This is a genomic window from Streptomyces sp. NPDC002564, from assembly GCF_042889645.1.
In the GTDB taxonomy this organism is placed as follows: Bacteria; Actinomycetota; Actinomycetes; order Streptomycetales; family Streptomycetaceae; genus Streptomyces.
In genome coordinates this window covers 1,266,123-1,281,856 of record NZ_JBIARE010000001.1, presented here as the reverse complement: position 1 = coordinate 1,281,856, position 15,734 = coordinate 1,266,123, and the positions used below count along the sequence as shown (strand labels likewise).

At 71.5% G+C, this 15,734-nt stretch carries 12 protein-coding genes; 4 read left to right on the top strand and 8 right to left on the bottom strand.

Annotated elements, in window-relative coordinates; translation table 11 throughout:
* Position 1: 1 nt before the first annotated feature.
* Positions 2 to 928 carry a proline dehydrogenase family protein gene (locus tag ACFYXE_RS05860; protein WP_361177415.1) on the bottom strand — a complete coding sequence of 309 codons (927 nt, stop codon included), beginning with the start codon at positions 926 to 928 and terminating at the stop codon, positions 2 to 4.
* A 201-nt stretch (positions 929 to 1,129) separates the two neighbouring features.
* On the opposite strand from ACFYXE_RS05860, the gene ACFYXE_RS05855 reads away from it, so the two are divergent.
* Together ACFYXE_RS05855 and ACFYXE_RS05850 are read left to right on the top strand one after the other, a co-directional pair.
* Positions 1,130 to 2,296: a PucR family transcriptional regulator gene (locus ACFYXE_RS05855; RefSeq protein ID WP_389309139.1), complete on the top strand. Its 1,167-nt coding sequence runs from the start codon at positions 1,130 to 1,132 to the stop codon at positions 2,294 to 2,296.
* A gap of 99 nt (positions 2,297 to 2,395) precedes the next feature.
* Positions 2,396 to 2,749 carry a hypothetical protein gene (locus ACFYXE_RS05850; protein ID WP_389309137.1) on the top strand — a complete coding sequence of 118 codons (354 nt, stop codon included), beginning with the start codon at positions 2,396 to 2,398 and terminating at the stop codon, positions 2,747 to 2,749.
* A 100-nt stretch (positions 2,750 to 2,849) separates the two neighbouring features.
* Here ACFYXE_RS05850 and serA read toward each other — a convergent pair whose 3' ends face one another.
* From serA to ACFYXE_RS05820, 6 genes are all read right to left on the bottom strand, one after another.
* On the bottom strand, positions 2,850 to 4,454 hold the full coding sequence (gene serA, locus ACFYXE_RS05845) for a phosphoglycerate dehydrogenase (protein ID WP_361177410.1): 1,605 nt from the start codon (positions 4,452 to 4,454) through the stop codon (positions 2,850 to 2,852).
* Positions 4,455 to 4,681: 227 nt separating this feature from the next.
* Positions 4,682 to 5,683 (bottom strand): ketol-acid reductoisomerase, encoded by a 1,002-nt coding sequence (gene ilvC / locus ACFYXE_RS05840; protein WP_389309134.1) that lies wholly within the window; start codon positions 5,681 to 5,683, stop codon positions 4,682 to 4,684.
* 115 nt (positions 5,684 to 5,798) lie between these two features.
* Entirely contained in the window at positions 5,799 to 6,326 is a 528-nt protein-coding gene (gene ilvN, locus ACFYXE_RS05835) for an acetolactate synthase small subunit (protein ID WP_055568881.1), read from the bottom strand.
* 29 nt (positions 6,327 to 6,355) lie between these two features.
* Positions 6,356 to 8,203 carry an acetolactate synthase large subunit gene (locus tag ACFYXE_RS05830; RefSeq protein WP_389309132.1) on the bottom strand — a complete coding sequence of 616 codons (1,848 nt, stop codon included), beginning with the start codon at positions 8,201 to 8,203 and terminating at the stop codon, positions 6,356 to 6,358.
* 234 nt (positions 8,204 to 8,437) lie between these two features.
* Positions 8,438 to 11,449 carry a putative bifunctional diguanylate cyclase/phosphodiesterase gene (locus ACFYXE_RS05825; protein WP_389309592.1) on the bottom strand — a complete coding sequence of 1,004 codons (3,012 nt, stop codon included), beginning with the start codon at positions 11,447 to 11,449 and terminating at the stop codon, positions 8,438 to 8,440.
* 398 nt (positions 11,450 to 11,847) lie between these two features.
* Positions 11,848 to 12,801 (bottom strand): 2-hydroxyacid dehydrogenase, encoded by a 954-nt coding sequence (locus ACFYXE_RS05820; RefSeq protein WP_389309130.1) that lies wholly within the window; start codon positions 12,799 to 12,801, stop codon positions 11,848 to 11,850.
* A gap of 118 nt (positions 12,802 to 12,919) precedes the next feature.
* Between ACFYXE_RS05820 and ACFYXE_RS05815 the strand changes: the two genes are divergently transcribed.
* Both ACFYXE_RS05815 and ACFYXE_RS05810 read left to right on the top strand, forming a co-directional pair.
* Entirely contained in the window at positions 12,920 to 13,966 is a 1,047-nt protein-coding gene (locus tag ACFYXE_RS05815) for an aldo/keto reductase (RefSeq protein WP_389309589.1), read from the top strand.
* A gap of 239 nt (positions 13,967 to 14,205) precedes the next feature.
* Positions 14,206 to 15,366, top strand: a complete 1,161-nt coding sequence (locus ACFYXE_RS05810) for a PQQ-dependent sugar dehydrogenase (RefSeq protein WP_389309128.1) — start codon at positions 14,206 to 14,208, stop codon at positions 15,364 to 15,366.
* Between the two features lie 60 nt (positions 15,367 to 15,426).
* Here the strand turns inward: ACFYXE_RS05810 and ACFYXE_RS05805 are convergent, their stop codons facing one another.
* Positions 15,427 to 15,711, bottom strand: coding sequence for a DUF6191 domain-containing protein (locus ACFYXE_RS05805; RefSeq protein ID WP_389309126.1), 285 nt, complete (start codon positions 15,709 to 15,711; stop codon positions 15,427 to 15,429).
* Positions 15,712 to 15,734 lie beyond the last annotated feature (23 nt).

Sequence of the window (15,734 nt, the reverse complement as noted above, 5' to 3'; positions counted from 1 at the left end):
CTCAGCCCTTGGTGAGGATGGAGCGGGCGAAGAAGAGCAGGTTCGCCGGCTTCTCCGCGAGGCGGCGCATGAAGTATCCGTACCAGTCGGTGCCGTAGGCGGTGTACACCCGCATGCGGTGCCCCTCGGCGGCGAGCCGCAGGTGCTCCTCGCTGCGGATGCCGTACAGCATCTGGAACTCGTACTCGTCCAGCTTGCGCCCCGCGCGCCGCGCGAGCTCCTGCGCGATGGAGATCAGGCGCGGGTCGTGGGACCCGATCATCGGGTACCCCTCGCCCTCCATGAGGATGCGCAGGATGCGCACGTACGCCTTGTCGATCTCGGCCTTGTCCTGGAAGGCGACCTCGGCGGGCTCCTTGTAGGCGCCCTTCACGATGCGCACGCGGCTGCCGTTCCCGGCCAGACGCCGGGCGTCGTCCTCGGTGCGGAAGAGGTAGGCCTGGATGACGCAGCCGGTCTGCGGGAAGTCCTTGCGCAGCTCGTCGTGGATGGCGAACATCGAGTCGAGGGTGGTGTGGTCCTCGGCGTCCAGGGTGACCGTGGTGCCGATGGCGGCCGCGGCCTCGACGACCGGGCGGACGTTGGCGAGGGCCAGCTCGTGGCCGCCCTCCAGCGCCTGGCCGAACATGGACAGCTTCACGGACATCTCGGCCCGGGTACCGAGGCCCAGGTCCTTCAGGCGCCCGATGAGCTCCAGGTAGGCGTCGCGGGCGGCGTGGGACTGCTCGACGGTGGTGATGTCCTCGCCCACCACGTCGAGGGTGACCTCGAGGCCCTTGTCGGCGGCGTCGACGATGACGGGGACGACCTGGTCGACCCCCTCACCCGCGATGAACCGGGCGACGACCTGCTTGGTGCCGGGGGCCGCCGAGACGAAACGGCGCATCTTGTCGCTGCGCGACGCGGCGAGGATCACGGGACCCAGCACGGGGCACCTCCACGGGTGTACGAAATCGGGTGCCGTACCGGCACAGCCCTGCGTGGAGGGAATGCGGCGGTACGGCACGGAGAACCACCGTGAAATTTAAGGATCCCTCCGATCGTGAACCATCGACAGCTGTCACGCATCCGTGCCCTGGATCTCAGACAGATGTCTGAAAAGCGGGCGGGTCCGCGCGAGAATGGCCTCATGAAGGGCGATTACCAGGAACTGGTCGACGAGATCTCGGCGCTGCTCGGCGCCCCCGCGACGCTGGAGAACCGGGATTTCGAGCTGATCGCCTTCGGCGCGCACGACGGCGGGGCCGACGGCGACAGCGGCTTCGACGCGACCGTCCTCGACCCGGTCAGGACCCGCTCGATCCTGACCCGCCGCTCCACCGCCGAGGTCCGCTCCTGGTTCGAGAGCTTCGGCATCACCCGCGCCACCGCCCCGGTCCGCATCCCGCCCACCCCGGAGGCGGGCGTCTACCGGGGCCGCATCTGCCTGCCCGTACGCCATCGGGGTTTCGCCCTGGGGTACGTGTGGCTGCTCGACGACGAGCCGGGCCCCGGCGAGCAGCAGCTGACCGCCGCCATGGAGGTGGCGACCCGCATCGGCGCGCTGCTCGCCGACGAGGCGCAGGCGGGCGCCGACCTGACCCGGGAGTTCCGGGCCGTCCTGACGGCCGAGCGGGGCTGGCAGCGCGACATGGCGGTGTCCGCGCTGCGCACGGCCCTCGGCTCCCGCGCCGAGGGCCTGCACGCGGTGGTGTGCGTGGCGCCGTGGCGCTCGGCGGATCCGGACGACGCCCCGGCGGCGCGTACGGTGCCGGGCGCGGCGGCGGTGTGCACGGTGCCGTGGGGCACGACCGCGCAGTCCCTGGCGGCGCTGGTGCGGCTGCGCTCGGCCGACGCCCTCTCGCCCGCGCACACGGCGGCCTCGCGGCTGCTCGACGCGGCGCCGGGGGCCGCGGCCGGCATCGCGGGGGCCCGGCACGGCCTGGAGGATCTGGGCGCGGCCTGGTGGGAGGCGTCGGGCGCGGCCCGCGCGGCCCTGGCCGAGCGGCGCTTCGGTCCGGTGGCGCAGTGGTCGGACGTGGGCCCCTACCGGCTGCTGACCGCACTGCCCCCGGAGGCGGCGCACGACCCGGTGGGGCACCAGCTGCTCGGCCCCACCCACCGGGAGCTGGCCCGCACCGCGGAGGTGTATCTCGACTGCGCGGGCCAGGCGGGCCGCGCGGCGGCGGAGTTGGGCATCCACCGGCAGACGCTGTACTACCGGCTCTCGCGCGTGGAGCAGCTCACCGGCCTCGATCTGGACGAGGGCGAGGACCGCCTGCTGCTGCACATGGTCCTGAAGTCGTCACGACTGTAAGGACCGCGCTACGGGGGCTCGTTCCCGTGTTCGGGAGGCGATACGGTTCTCCGCGTCCGAAGATCCATTCCCCCCACGCACCGGGAGAACGAACACCTCATGAAGTTCAGGCTGTTGGCCCCTGCGGTCGCCTTCTCCGCCGTCGCGCTCGTCGGCGGCACGGTCGCCACCGGCGGCACCGCCGTCGCCGCGTCCAAGCCCGACTGCTCGCGGCAGATCACCAACGTCCCCGCCAAGGAGACGGTCAAGGTGCGCACCCACACCAAGGTGAACGCCACCGCCCTCGGCCAGTGGAACAAGGGCAAGAAGGGCAGTCTCTGCAACGACGGCCACTTCTACACGGGCCAGAAGTACAAGCTGTGCGGCAAGACCAGCACCAAGTGGCTGTACGGCAGCCAGTTCGGCGCCAGCAAGCGCGGCTGGATCCCCGCCGCCTGCATCAAGTGGTCGTAGTCACCACCACGTGACGGCGCCGGGCGGACTGGGGATCCCAGTCCGCCCGGCGCGGCTGCTTTCCGGCCCGTACGAGGCGCCCGTACGGGGCTCCGGAGCGCTAGTCCGTCAGGTTCACCGCGCGGGCGGACTCCGCGCCGATCTCCTCGGCCAGCTCGTTGAGGACCGGCTGGGGCACCGTGTCGTCGACGGTGAGCACCGCGAGGGCCTCGCCGCCGACGGTGGCGCGGGCGACCTGCATGCCCGCGATGTTGATGCCCGCCTCGCCCAGGACGCGGCCGACGGTGCCGACGACGCCCGGGCGGTCGGCGTAGCGCAGGACGACCATGTGGTCGGCGAGCGCCAGGTCCACGTCGTACTCGCCGATGGAGACGATCTTCTGCAGGTGCTTGGGGCCCGCCAGCGTGCCGGAGACGGCGATCTCCTCGCCGCCGGAGAGCGTGCCGCGCACCGTGACCACATTGCGGTGGTCGGGCGACTCGGAGCTCGTGGTGAGGCGGACCTCGACGCCGCGCTCCTGGGCGAACAGCGGCGCGTTCACGTACGACACGGTCTCGTCGACCACGTCCTCGAACACGCCCTTGAGCGCGGAGAGTTCGAGCACCTTGACGTCGTGCTGGGTGATCTCGCCGTACACCTCGACGTCGAGGCGGGCGGCGACCTCCTGGGCCAGCGCGGTGAAGATGCGGCCGAGCTTCTCGGCGAGCGGCAGGCCGGGGCGCACGTCCTCGGCGATGACGCCGCCCTGGACGTTCACCGCGTCCGGCACGAGCTCGCCGGCCAGGGCCAGGCGCACCGACTTGGCGACGGCGATGCCCGCCTTCTCCTGCGCCTCGTCCGTGGAGGCGCCGAGGTGCGGGGTGCAGACGACCTGGTCGAACTGGAAGAGCGGGGAGTCCGTGCAGGGCTCCTTCGCGTACACGTCCAGGCCGGCGCCGGCGACGCGGCCCTCCTTGAGGGCGGAGTGCAGCGCCTCCTCGTCGACGATCCCGCCGCGCGCGGCGTTGACGATGCGGACGGTCGGCTTGACCTTGTGCAGCGCCTCGTCGCCGATGAGACCGAGGGTCTCGGGCGTCTTGGGCAGGTGCACGGTGATGAAGTCGGCGACCTCGAGGAGCTCGTCGAGGGAGAGCACCTTGACGCCCATCTGGGCGGCGCGCGCGGGCTGCACGTACGGGTCGTAGGCGACGACCTTCATGCCGAAGGCGCTCATGCGCTGGGCGACCAGGGCGCCGATGCGGCCGAGGCCGACGACGCCGAGGGTCTTCTCGGCGAGCTCGACGCCGGTGTACTTGGAGCGCTTCCACTCGCCGTTCTTCAGGGCGGTGTTGGCCTGCGGGATGTTGCGCGCGGTGGCCAGGAGCAGGCCGCAGGCGAGCTCGGCGGCGGTGACGATGTTCGAGGTCGGGGCGTTCACGACCATCACGCCGGCCTTGGTGGCGGCGGACACGTCCACGTTGTCCAGACCGACGCCCGCGCGGGCGACGACCTTCAGCTTCTTGGCCGCGGCGATCGCCTCGGCGTCGACCTTGGTCGCGGAGCGGACCAGGATCGCGTCGACGTCGGCGATGGCGGGCAGCAGTTCGGCGCGGTCCGCGCCGTTGCACTGGCGGATCTCGAAGTCCGGCCCCAGCGCGTCGACGGTGGCGGGCGACAGCTCTTCAGCGATGAGTACGACGGGTTTGCCGTTGGCAGCAGTGCTCACGTGAGTCCTCACAGGTCCAATGCGGACGGCCGTCCCGACGGCCGCAGGCGGTGGAGGGTGCTAGCCGCGTGGAAGACGCACGACGCTGTGGGCCCGACGCGAATGTTGAACAGCAGTGTAGTGGCGGGACGGACGTCGTCGTGCTCCTCGGTGGAAGGATCACTCGTCCGTGGCTGGACACGATGGACAAGGGCCGGGGCAGCCGCCCCGGCCCTTGCCGTCACGGCCTACGCCTCGTCGTCGTCGACCCAGGACATGAGCTTGCGCAGCTCCTTGCCCGTGGTCTCCAGGAGGTGGTTCTCGTCCTGGGTCTTGTACTCGTTGTACTTCTTCAGACCGCCGTGGTACTCGTCCATCCAGTTCTTGGCGAACGTGCCGTCCTGGATCTCCGCGAGGACCTTCTTCATCTCGGCCTTGGTGGCGTCCGTGATGATCCGCGGGCCGGTGATGTAGTCGCCCCACTCGGCGGTCTCGGAGACCGACCAGCGCATCTTCTCCAGGCCGCCCTCGTACATGAGGTCCACGATCAGCTTCAGCTCGTGGAGGCACTCGAAGTACGCGATCTCCGGCTGGTAGCCGGCCTCGGTCAGGGTCTCGAAGCCCGCCTTGACCAGCGCGGCGGTGCCGCCGCAGAGCACGGCCTGCTCGCCGAACAGGTCGGTCTCGGTCTCCTCGGTGAAGGTCGTCTTGATGACGCCCGCACGCGTGCCGCCGATGCCCTTGGCGTACGAGAGCGCCAGCTCGAAGCCCTTGCCCGTGGCGTCCTGCTCGACCGCCGCGATACACGGAACGCCGCGGCCCTCCTCGTACTGGCGGCGGACCAGGTGGCCCGGGCCCTTCGGGGCGACCATGCAGACGTCGACGCCCTCGGGGGCCTTGATGAAGCCGTAGCGGATGTTCAGGCCGTGGCCGAAGAACAGCGCGTCGCCGTCCTTGAGGTTGTCCTTGATGGACTCCTCGTAGACCTGGGCCTGGATCGGGTCCGGCACCAGGATCATGATGACGTCGGCCTCGGTCGCCGCCTCGGCGGGCGTGACGACGCGCAGGCCCTGCTCCTCGGCCTTGGCCTTGGACTTGGAGCCCTCGTGCAGACCGACGCGGACGTCGACGCCCGAGTCACGGAGCGACAGCGCGTGGGCGTGGCCCTGGCTGCCGTATCCGATGACCGCGACCTTGCGGCCCTGGATGATGGACAGGTCGGCATCGTCGTCGTAGAACAGCTCGGCCACTGGGAATCTCCTATGTGTGCTGGTGTTGCGTCCCACCGTACGGCGGGTTCGGTGAAGGAAGGTCGCGGGTCTCGCCATGCGGGCGGGCCCGGGTGCGGGCTGTGGCCGTCCGGTGTCAGGCGGAGCGGTCCAGGGCCCGCAGGCTGCGGTCGGTGATGGAGCGGGAGCCGCGGCCGATCGCGATCGTCCCGGACTGGACGAGCTCCTTGATGCCGAAGGGCTCCAGCATCTTGAGCATGGCCTCCAGCTTGTCGCTGCTGCCGGTCGCCTCGATGGTGACGGCCTCCGGGGAGACGTCCACGGTCTTGGCGCGGAACAGCTGGACGATCTCGACGATCTGGGAGCGGGTCTCGTTGTCGGCGCGGACCTTGGCGAGGACCAGCTCGCGGGCGACGGCGGCGCCCGGCTCCAGCTCGACGATCTTCAGGACGTTGACGAGCTTGTTGAGCTGCTTGGTGACCTGTTCGAGCGGCAGGTCCTCGACGTTCACCACGATGGTGATGCGGGAGATGTCGGGGTGCTCGGTGACGCCCACGGCGAGCGAGTCGATGTTGAAGCCGCGGCGCGAGAACAGGGCGGCGATCCGGGCGAGGATGCCGGGGGTGTTCTCGACCAGGACGGAGAGCGTGTGCTTGGTGGACATGACTCTGGGTCTCTCTTTCGCTCTCGGTCTCAGTCGTCTTCGTTGTCGCCGAAGTCGGGGCGCACGCCCCGGGCCGCCATGACCTCGTCGTTCGAGGTGCCCGCGGCGACCATCGGCCAGACCTGGGCGTCCTCGTGGACGATGAAGTCGACCACGACGGGGCGGTCGTTGATGGCGTTGGCCTCGGCGATGACCTTGTCGAGATCCTCGGGGCGCTCGCAGCGCAGCGCCACGCAGCCCATCGCCTCCGACAGCTTGACGAAGTCCGGGACGCGGGTGCCCTTGTTGGGGCCGATGTCCTCGGGACCGCTGTGCAGCACGGTGTTGGAGTAGCGCTGGTTGTAGAACAGGGTCTGCCACTGGCGGACCATCCCCAGGGCGCCGTTGTTGATGATGGCGACCTTGATCGGGATGTTGTTCAGGGCGCAGGTGGTGAGCTCCTGGTTGGTCATCTGGAAGCAGCCGTCGCCGTCGATCGCCCAGACCGTGCGGTCGGGCTGTCCGGCCTTGGCGCCCATCGCGGCCGGGACCGCATAGCCCATCGTCCCGGCGCCGCCGGAGTTGAGCCAGGTGGCGGGCTGCTCGTACTCGATGAAGTGCGCGGCCCACATCTGGTGCTGACCGACGCCCGCCGCGAAGATCGTGCCCGCCGGGGCGAGCTGCCCGACCCGCTCGATGACGTGCTGCGGGGAGAGCGAGCCGTCCTCGGGCTGGGTGTAGCCCAGCGGGTAGGTGTCGCGCCAGCGGTTGAGGTCGGTCCACCAGGCGGTGTAGTCGCCGGTGTGCCCCTCGGTGTGCTCGGCCTGCACGGCCTGGACGAGGTCGGCGATGACCTCGCGGGCGTCCCCGACGATCGGCACGTCGGCGGCGCGGTTCTTGCCGATCTCGGCCGGGTCGATGTCGGCGTGGACGATCTTCGCGAAGGGCGCGAAGCTGTCCAGCTTGCCGGTGACACGGTCGTCGAAGCGGGCTCCGAGGGCGACGATCAGGTCGGCCTTCTGCAGCGCGGTGACGGCGGTGACCGCACCGTGCATGCCCGGCATTCCCACGTGCAGCGGGTGGCTGTCGGGGAATGCGCCGAGCGCCATCAGGGTGGTGGTGACGGGCGCTCCGGTGAGCTCTGCCAGGACCTTCAGCTCGGCGGTGGCCTGCGCCTTGAGGACGCCGCCGCCGACGTAGAGGACCGGGCGCCTGGCCGCGGTGATGAGCTTGGCGGCCTCGCGGATCTGCTTGGCGTGCGGCTTGGTCACCGGGCGGTAGCCGGGCAGGTCCTGCTGCGGCGGCCAGGAGAACGTGGTGCGGGCCTGCAGCGCGTCCTTCGCGATGTCCACCAGGACGGGGCCCGGACGGCCGGTGGAGGCGATGTGGAAGGCCTCCGCGATGGTCCGCGGGATGTCCTCGGCCTTGGTGACCAGGAAGTTGTGCTTGGTGATCGGCATCGTGATGCCGACGATGTCCGCCTCCTGGAAGGCGTCCGTGCCGATGGCCTTGGAGGCGACCTGGCCGGTGATCGCGACCATCGGGACGGAGTCCATGTGGGCGTCGGCGATCGGGGTGACCAGGTTGGTGGCGCCCGGCCCGCTCGTCGCCATGCAGACGCCGACCTTGCCGGTGGCCTGCGCGTACCCCGTGGCCGCGTGGCCCGCGCCCTGCTCGTGGCGGACCAGGACGTGGCGCACCCGGGTGGAGTCCATCATCGGGTCGTACGCGGGAAGGATGGCTCCGCCGGGGATGCCGAACACCGTGTCGGCCCCGACTTCCTCGAGAGAACGAATGAGGGACTGCGCACCCGTGACGTGCTCGACGGGGGCGGACTGCTGTCCTGAGGATCGGGGCCGCGGCTGCGGATGGTGGGCCCCGGTGGCCTGCTCGGTCATCGGCATTCTCTTCTCGAAGCTGAGGGTTTTTGCGGGGTGTTTGCGGGGGTTTGGCGGGTGCCAGTGCAACAAAAAACCCCTCGTGCCGTGAGGCAAGCGAGGGGAGCGCGCCGGGTGCGGTCGCTGGGGTGACGGTGTTCGGACCGGTCAGTCCCAGCTTCAGCCGACGCGCTTTCCAAGTACGAGAATTCGGGTGCGCATGGCATTGACCCTCCCCCCGGCACGCTGTGCGTGTCAAGTAGGTGGGACGGGGGTCTCATTATGTGAACGGGCGTAGGACGCGGGGCCCGTGGTGAGCCGCCCCCCGGAACCGCCCGGGTAGGGCCCGGCGGACCCGCCCGCGTACGCCCCCGCGGGCGTGCCGCCGAAGGCCGTCGACGCCCCGCCCACGTACGCCCCCGGGGGGCCGCCCGCGAGCACCGGCTCGGCGGGGCCCAGCGGCACCGGGTACTCCCCGAGCGAGAGCGCCCGGCGCAGCCGGTACTCGTCGAGGGGCCCGGAGAAGGCCATGCCCTGGCCGTGCGTGCAGCCCATCGCGCGCAGCGCGACCACCTGCTCGGGCAGGTCGACGCCGTCGGCCACGGAGACGAGCCCCAGGTCGCCCGCGATGCGCAGCAGACCGGAGGTGATCTTGTGCAGCCGCGCGGACTCCACGACGCCCTCGGTCAGGCCGCGGTCCAGCTTCAGTATGTCGATGGGGAGCCGGCGCAGGGCGGTGATCGCCGCGTAGCCGCTGCCGAAGCCGTCGAGCGCGATGCGCACGCCGAGCCTGCGCAGGGCCGAGAGGCGGCGCTCCAGCTCGTCGAGCGGGACCCGGGGGTCGGTGTCGGAGAGCTCGATGACGAGCGCCCCCGAGGGCAGGCCGTGCCGGGTCAGCAGCGCCTCGATGGAGCCCATCGGCATGGAGCGGTCGAGGAGCCTGCGCGCGCTGACCCGTACGGAGACGGGCACGGCGTGGCCGGTCCTGCCGCGCTCGGCGGCCTGCCCGACGGCCTCCTCGAACATCCAGCGGCCGAGCTCGGCCGCGCGCCCGGCGTCCTGGCTCTCGCCGCGCTCGGACACCCGCAGGAACTCGGCGGGCGTGAAGAGGATGCCCTGGGCCGAGCGCCAGCGGGCCTGGGCGGCGACGGCCGTGATCCGGCCGTCGTCCAGGCAGACCACGGGCTGGTGGAGCAGCGCGAACTCGCCGTCGTGCAGGGCCGCGCGCAGCCGGGTGGCGAGCTCCGCCTTGCGCACGACGTCGGCCTGCATCTGCGGCGCGTACAGCTCGACACGCCCCTTGCCCGCGGCCTTGGCGCGGTACATCGCGAGGTCGGCGTTGCGCAGCAACTCCCCCGCTCCGATGCCCGGTTCGGCGAAGGAGACGCCGATGGAGGCCGCCACCCGCACGTCGTTGCCGTCGATGGCGTAGGGCTGGGAGAGGGTGATTCTCAGCCGGTCCGCGAGCTCGTAGATGTGGTGTTCCCTGGCGGCCTGGTCCCGTGTCCCGTCGCCGACGATGAGGGCCGCGAACTCATCGCCGCCGAGCCGGGAGGCGGTGTCGCCCGAACGCACCGCCTCCTGGAGTCTGCGTGCGGCCTGGATGAGGAGCTCGTCCCCGGCCTGGTGTCCGATGGTGTCGTTGACGGCCTTGAAGCCGTCGAGGTCGATGAAGAGCACGGCCGTGCCGCGGTCGGTCACTCTGCGGCCGGTCAGCGCTTGGCTCACCCGCCGGGTGAACAGGGCGCGGTTGGGCAGGTCGGTCAGCGGGTCGTGCTCGGCGTTGTGCTGCAACTGCGCCTGGAGGCGGACCCGTTCGGTGACGTCCCTGCTGTTGAAGATGAGGCCGCCCTGGTGGCGGTTGACGGTGGACTCCACGTTGAGCCAGTCGCCGTGGCCCGAGCGGAAGCGGCACTCGATGCGGGTGGTGGGTTCCTCGACGGGGTTGGCGGCGAGGAACCTGCGCACCTCGTGCACGACCCGGCCGAGGTCTTCGGGGTGCATCAGCGTGGCCAGCTCGGAGCCGACGAGGTCGTCGGCCTCGCGGCCGTAGACCCCGGCGGCGGCCGGGCTCACGTACCGCAGGATGCCGTTCGGCGCGGCGATCATGATGACGTCGCTGGAGCCCTGGACGAGTGACCGGAAGTGGTTCTCCTTCTGGGCCAGCTCCTGGGTCAGCGTGATGTTGTCCAGGAGCATGATGCCCTGGCGGACCACCAGGGCGAGCACGACGGTGCCGGCGGTGAAGAGCACGACGCGGTCGACGCTGCGCCCGCTCAGCACGTTGTAGAGGATCCCCAACGTGCAGACGGCGGCGGCCAGATACGGGGTGAGGGCGGCCAGCGATCCGGCGATCGGCCGGGTGGCGGGGGCCCTCGGCTCCTCGGGCTCGCTGTCGTACTGCACGCGCGTGGGACCGCCGCGCACGTGCCACGGCGCGGCCCACGGGGCGTACGCGAGGAGCACCGAGCCGGCGAACCATCCCGCGTCCAGCATCTGGCCCGAGCTGTAACTGGTGTGCAGCAGCGGTGAGGTGAACAGCGCGTCGCACATGACGGTCACGGCGAGCGCGCCGATCGCGGTGTTCACCGCGGAGCGGTTCGCCGACGAGCGTCTGAAGTGCAGCGCCAGGACCATGCTGACCAGCGCGATGTCCAGGAGCGGATAGGCGAGCGAGAGCGCGGCGTGCGCGACGCTGCGGCCCTCGAAGCGCGCGGTGTGCGCGAGCGCCAGGCTCCAGGAGAGGGTGAGGAGCGAGCCCCCGATCAGCCAGGAGTCGAGGGCCAGGCACCCCCAACCCGCCTTGGTCACCGGGCGCTTGGCGAGCACGAGCAGGCCGATGATGGCGGGCGGCGCGAAGCAGAGGAAGAAGAGGTCGGCGACGCTCTGACTGGGTACGTCGCGCTGGAGGACGACCTCGTACCAGCCCCAGACGCCGTTGCCCAGGGCCGCCATCGCGGAGGAGAACGCGAAGAGCAGCCATGCGGGTCGAAAGCGGCTGCGGCGGGTGCGGGAGTAGCGGAAGCAGGAGACGGCGGCGGCCGCGGCGGCGACGCTCAGCCCGAAGTCGCCCATGATCAGGGCCAGTCGGCTGGATCCCCAGCCGAGCGCCGATCCGGTGGCGTATCCGCCGCAGAGCAGCAGGAGCACCAGCTGGGAGACGAGGCCGCGGCCGCCCGGCAGCGGACGCCGGGCCATCGGGATCCTGGACGGCAGAGCCGCCACTCCCGCGTCGAGTACGGCGGTCACGACCGGGCGGGCGCTCACCGGACCGCCCAGGTCCGCGTCGCTCCCGTGTCCGTCCGGCCCGTGCGCCGGCCTGGCCGGCACGGGCGCTGGTGCGTGCGGCGACGGCCGCTCGTGCGGCTCCCGACCCGCCTGCGCCTGCGGGTCGGTGTGCGCCAGAGTCGGCGGCTGCGGTTCCGCCGCGTCGGATCGTTCGCCCATAGGCCGTGCATCGCCCGTCGCCCCCCTCGCAGTGTGCTGTCTCGTCCCCGGCGCCGAAGGGTCCACGGCGCATCCCCTGTCGGGACGATACACCAGACTCGTCACTCAGGGACATAGCACCTCTACGCTCAGTGACTGTCGACATTGAAGTGGACACGGGGCGCACGCGGACAGGTGCGGAGCGTGCACGAAGCGCTCCGGGGCGATCACTCGGGTGATCAACTGCCCGTCGTCAGCACGATGTTGTCGAGAGGCTGCCCGGCGGCGAACCGGGTCAGCTGCGCGGCCAGCAGACGCTTGGCGCGCGGCAGGTACGCGGACGAGGAACCGCCCACGTGCGGGCTGACGAGCACTCCCGGAGCGTGCCACAACGGGTGGCCCGCGGGCAGCGGTTCGGGGTCGGTCACGTCGAGGGCGGCGGTGATCCGGCCCGACTCCAGTTCGGCCAGCAGCGCCTTGGTGTCGACCACGGGTCCGCGCGAGACGTTCACGAGCAGCGCGCCGTCCTTCATGCGGGTCAGGAAGTCCGCTCCCACCAGCCCGCGCGTGGTGTCGGTCAGCGGTGTCGAGAGGATCACGACGTCCGCGTCGGGCAGCAGACCGGGCAGGTCGGCGAGCGGGTGCACGGGGCCGCGCTCCGTGGCACGGGCGGAGCGCGCGACGCGCGCCACCCGCGCGCATTCGAAGGGAGCGAGCCTGTCCTCGACGGCGGAACCGATCGCCCCGTAGCCCACGATGAGCACGGACTTGTCGGCGAGCGCCGGGTAGAAGCCGGAGTGCCACTCCTCCTGCCGCTGTCCCTCGACGAACCGCGGGATGCCGCGCAGGGAGGCGAGGGTCAGGGTGAGCGCGAGCTCGGCGGTGCTGGCGTCGTGCACACCGCGGGCGTTGCACAGCCGCACGCCCGGCGCGAGCGAGGCGATGCCCGGCTGTACGTGGTCGATGCCCGCGGTCAGGGTCTGTACGACGCGTACGGACGTCATCGCGGACAGCGGACGTACGGCGGTCTCCGAGTCCTTCATGTAGGGCACCACATAGAAGGCGCAGTCGGCCGGGTCCGCGGGGAACTCAGGTCCGCCGTCCCAGAAACGGTAGGTGAGGGCCGCCTCCCCGGCGTCGGGCAGGCCGTCGATCTCGTGTGCTTCAAACGGAAGCCATACGTCTGTGCTCATGGCCAGGAGGCTAATGCGCACCGGCCGCGCGGCGCCCGTGGGGAGGCCGCGCTCGGGGCCGCGGCGGCAGCGGATAGTTTGGATGATCACCGAACGAGGGGCGGGAGGGCACGGCCAGGTGGAGCGCAGGACGATCGGCGCGGGGGCGCTCGAAGTGGGTGCCGTCGGACTCGGCTGCATGCCGATGAGCTGGGCGTACACCGGCTCGCGGCAGCGCGGTGACGCTTCGCTGCGCACGGTGCACGCGGCCTTGGACGCAGCCGCCGCGGCCGCCGCGGCGGCCGGTGCGGACGGCTCGGGGGTGACGCTGCTGGACACCGCGGACATGTACGGGCCCTTCACCAACGAGCTGTTGATCGGCCGGGTGCTCAAGGAGCGGCGCGGCGAGGCGTTCGTGTCGACGAAGTGCGGGCTGCTCGTGGGCGAGCAGCACATCGTCGCCAACGGCCGCCCCGGCTATGTGAAACGGGCCTGCGACGCGTCACTGCGGCGGCTGCAGACGGACACCATCGACCTGTACCAACTGCACCGCGCCGACCCCGAGGTGCCCGTCGAGGAGACCTGGGGCGCGATGGCCGAGCTCGTGGCGGCGGGGAAGGTGCGGGCGCTCGGGCTGTGCGCGATGGGGGTACGGGCGCACCGGCGTCCGGCGCCGGGGCGGCCGGGACCCGGCCTGCACGACGCGACGATCCGGCAACTGGAGCGGGTGCAGCAGGTCTTCCCGGTGAGCGCGGTGCAGGCGGAGCTGTCGGTGTGGTCGCCGGAGGCCCTGGAGGCGCTGCTGCCGTGGTGCGTGGCGCGCGGGATCGGGCTGCTCGCCGCGATGCCGCTGGGGAACGGTTTCCTCACCGGGACGCTGACACCGGGGCAGGGCTTCGAGCCGGACGACCTGCGGGCCCGCCACCCGCGGTTCACCGCCGAGATGATGGCGGCCAACCAGCCGCTGGTGGTGGGGCTGCGGCGGGTCGCGGAGCGGCACGGGGCGACGCCGGCGCAGGTCGCGCTGGCGTGGGTGCTCGCGCAGGGCCGTCATGTCGTGCCGATCCCCGGGGCCAAGCGGGAGCGCTGGGCGGTGGAGAACGCGGGCGCGGCGGCGGTGCGGCTGACGGCGGCGGACCTCGCGGAGATAGCGGCGCTGCCCGAGGCGCTGGGGTCGTGGGACTGAGGGGCTGAGGGGGCTGAGGGGGCTGAGCGGCTGAGCGGCTGAGGAGGCTGAGGGGCCTGTGCGGCAGCGGGCCGGGAGGCCGCGGTGTGCCGGAGTGGGGAAGGCCTGCGCGGCACGGGCCGGGAGGCTGCGGTGTGCCGGGGCGGGGGGACTCGGGATCTCGTGGTCCGGGAAAGGGAACCTGCGGGGCGTGAGCGGTGTATGAACAGTAGAACCGCTGCGTCGAAGGGATCCTCATCGTGCGACGACCTGCTGTGACGGCCGTGCTGGCCGCTGCCTCCCTCGTGTTCGCGGCCGGATGCTCGTCCGGCGAGGGCGACGGTCCCGACCGCCGCGAGAGTCCGTCGGCCACGGACGAGTCCGGTCGTTCCCCCACCGGTAAGCCCGGCGCCGAGGCCCCACCGGAGAAGGGCTCCGCGAAGGTCACCCGTACGCTCACCACCGATCTGAAGTCCCCCTGGGGCCTCGCGGCGCTGCCCGACGGCGACCTCCTGGTGTCCTCGCGCGACGAGGGGACGATCACCCGGGTCGACGGCACGTCGGGCAAGAAGACGGAGCTCGGCTCGGTGCCCGGGGTCTCCCCCGCCGGTGAGGGCGGCCTGATGGGCCTCGCGCTCTCCCCCACGTACGCATCGGACCACTTGGTGTACGCGTACTTCACGACCGAGTCCGACAACCGCATCGCCCGCATGCTGTACGACGAGAAGAAGCCCGAGGGCGAGCAGCTGGGCGCTCCCGACACGGTGTTCAAGGGCATCCCCAAGGGCACCATCCACAACGGCGGCCGGATCGCGTTCGGCCCCGACAAGATGCTGTACGCGGGCGCGGGCGAGACGGGCGACACGGACCTCGCCCAGGACAAGAAGTCTTTGGGCGGCAAGATCCTGCGCCTGACCCCGGACGGCGAGCCGGCCCCGGACAATCCCTTCGGCGACTCCCCCGTCTATTCGTACGGGCACCGCAATGTGCAGGGCCTGGCCTGGGACGAGCAGAAGCGGCTGTGGGCCTCGGAGTTCGGGCAGAACACCTGGGACGAGCTGAACGAGATCACGTCCGGCGGCAACTACGGCTGGCCGGACGCCGAGGGCAAGGCGGGCGAGGAGGGCTTCCGCGATCCGGTGGCCCAGTGGAAGACGTCGGAGGCCTCACCGAGCGGGGTCGCCTACGCGGAGGGGTCGGTGTGGATGGCGGGCCTGCGCGGCGAGCGGCTGTGGCGGATCCCGGTGCGGGGTGTGGACGGCGAGCCGGAGCCCCAGGCATTCCTGAAGGGCGAGTACGGCCGGTTGCGCACGGTGCTCGCGGCGGGCGGCGACAAGCTGTGGGTCGTCACCAACGAGACGGATTCGCGGGGCACCCCGGAGAAGGGCGACGACAAGATCCTGGAGGTACGGGTGAGCTAGGTGCGGGTGAGCCGGGTGTGAGTGGGCCGGGTGTCGAGAGGGGGCCGGGAGGGGGCCGGGTCAATTGCCCGGTGCCACCTCGCTGTCCCGGTGGCTGTCACCGCCCGGTGACTCGGCGCCGTCCCCCGGCTCCGCGCCGTCCGGCTCCGCCTCGGTGTCCGCCGTCGCGTCGCCGCGCGGTGACGGCACGGGGGCCCGTACGACGACCGTGCCCGAGGACAGGTCGATGGGTCCGCGGCCGGGGTCGCCGTCCGCGAGGTCGACGCGCGTCAGCTCCAGACGCTTCTGTTCGTCGTCGGTGTGCTTGCGCCCCGGCGCGAACAGGGCCTCTATCGCGTTGAACACTGCGCCTCCCTGACGTGGAGCTC

Bases quoted from the DNA above. Each gene is read 5' to 3' on its own strand.
- ACFYXE_RS05855 (WP_389309139.1), top strand. From the start codon at position 1,130: ATGAAGGGCGATTACCAGGAACTGGTCGACGAGATCTCGGCGCTGCTC.
- ACFYXE_RS05850 (WP_389309137.1), top strand. From the start codon at position 2,396: ATGAAGTTCAGGCTGTTGGCCCCTGCGGTCGCCTTCTCCGCCGTCGCG.
- ilvN (WP_055568881.1), bottom strand. From the start codon at position 6,326: ATGTCCACCAAGCACACGCTCTCCGTCCTGGTCGAGAACACCCCCGGC.
- ACFYXE_RS05830 (WP_389309132.1), bottom strand. From the start codon at position 8,203: ATGACCGAGCAGGCCACCGGGGCCCACCATCCGCAGCCGCGGCCCCGA.
- ACFYXE_RS05820 (WP_389309130.1), bottom strand. From the start codon at position 12,801: ATGAGCACAGACGTATGGCTTCCGTTTGAAGCACACGAGATCGACGGC.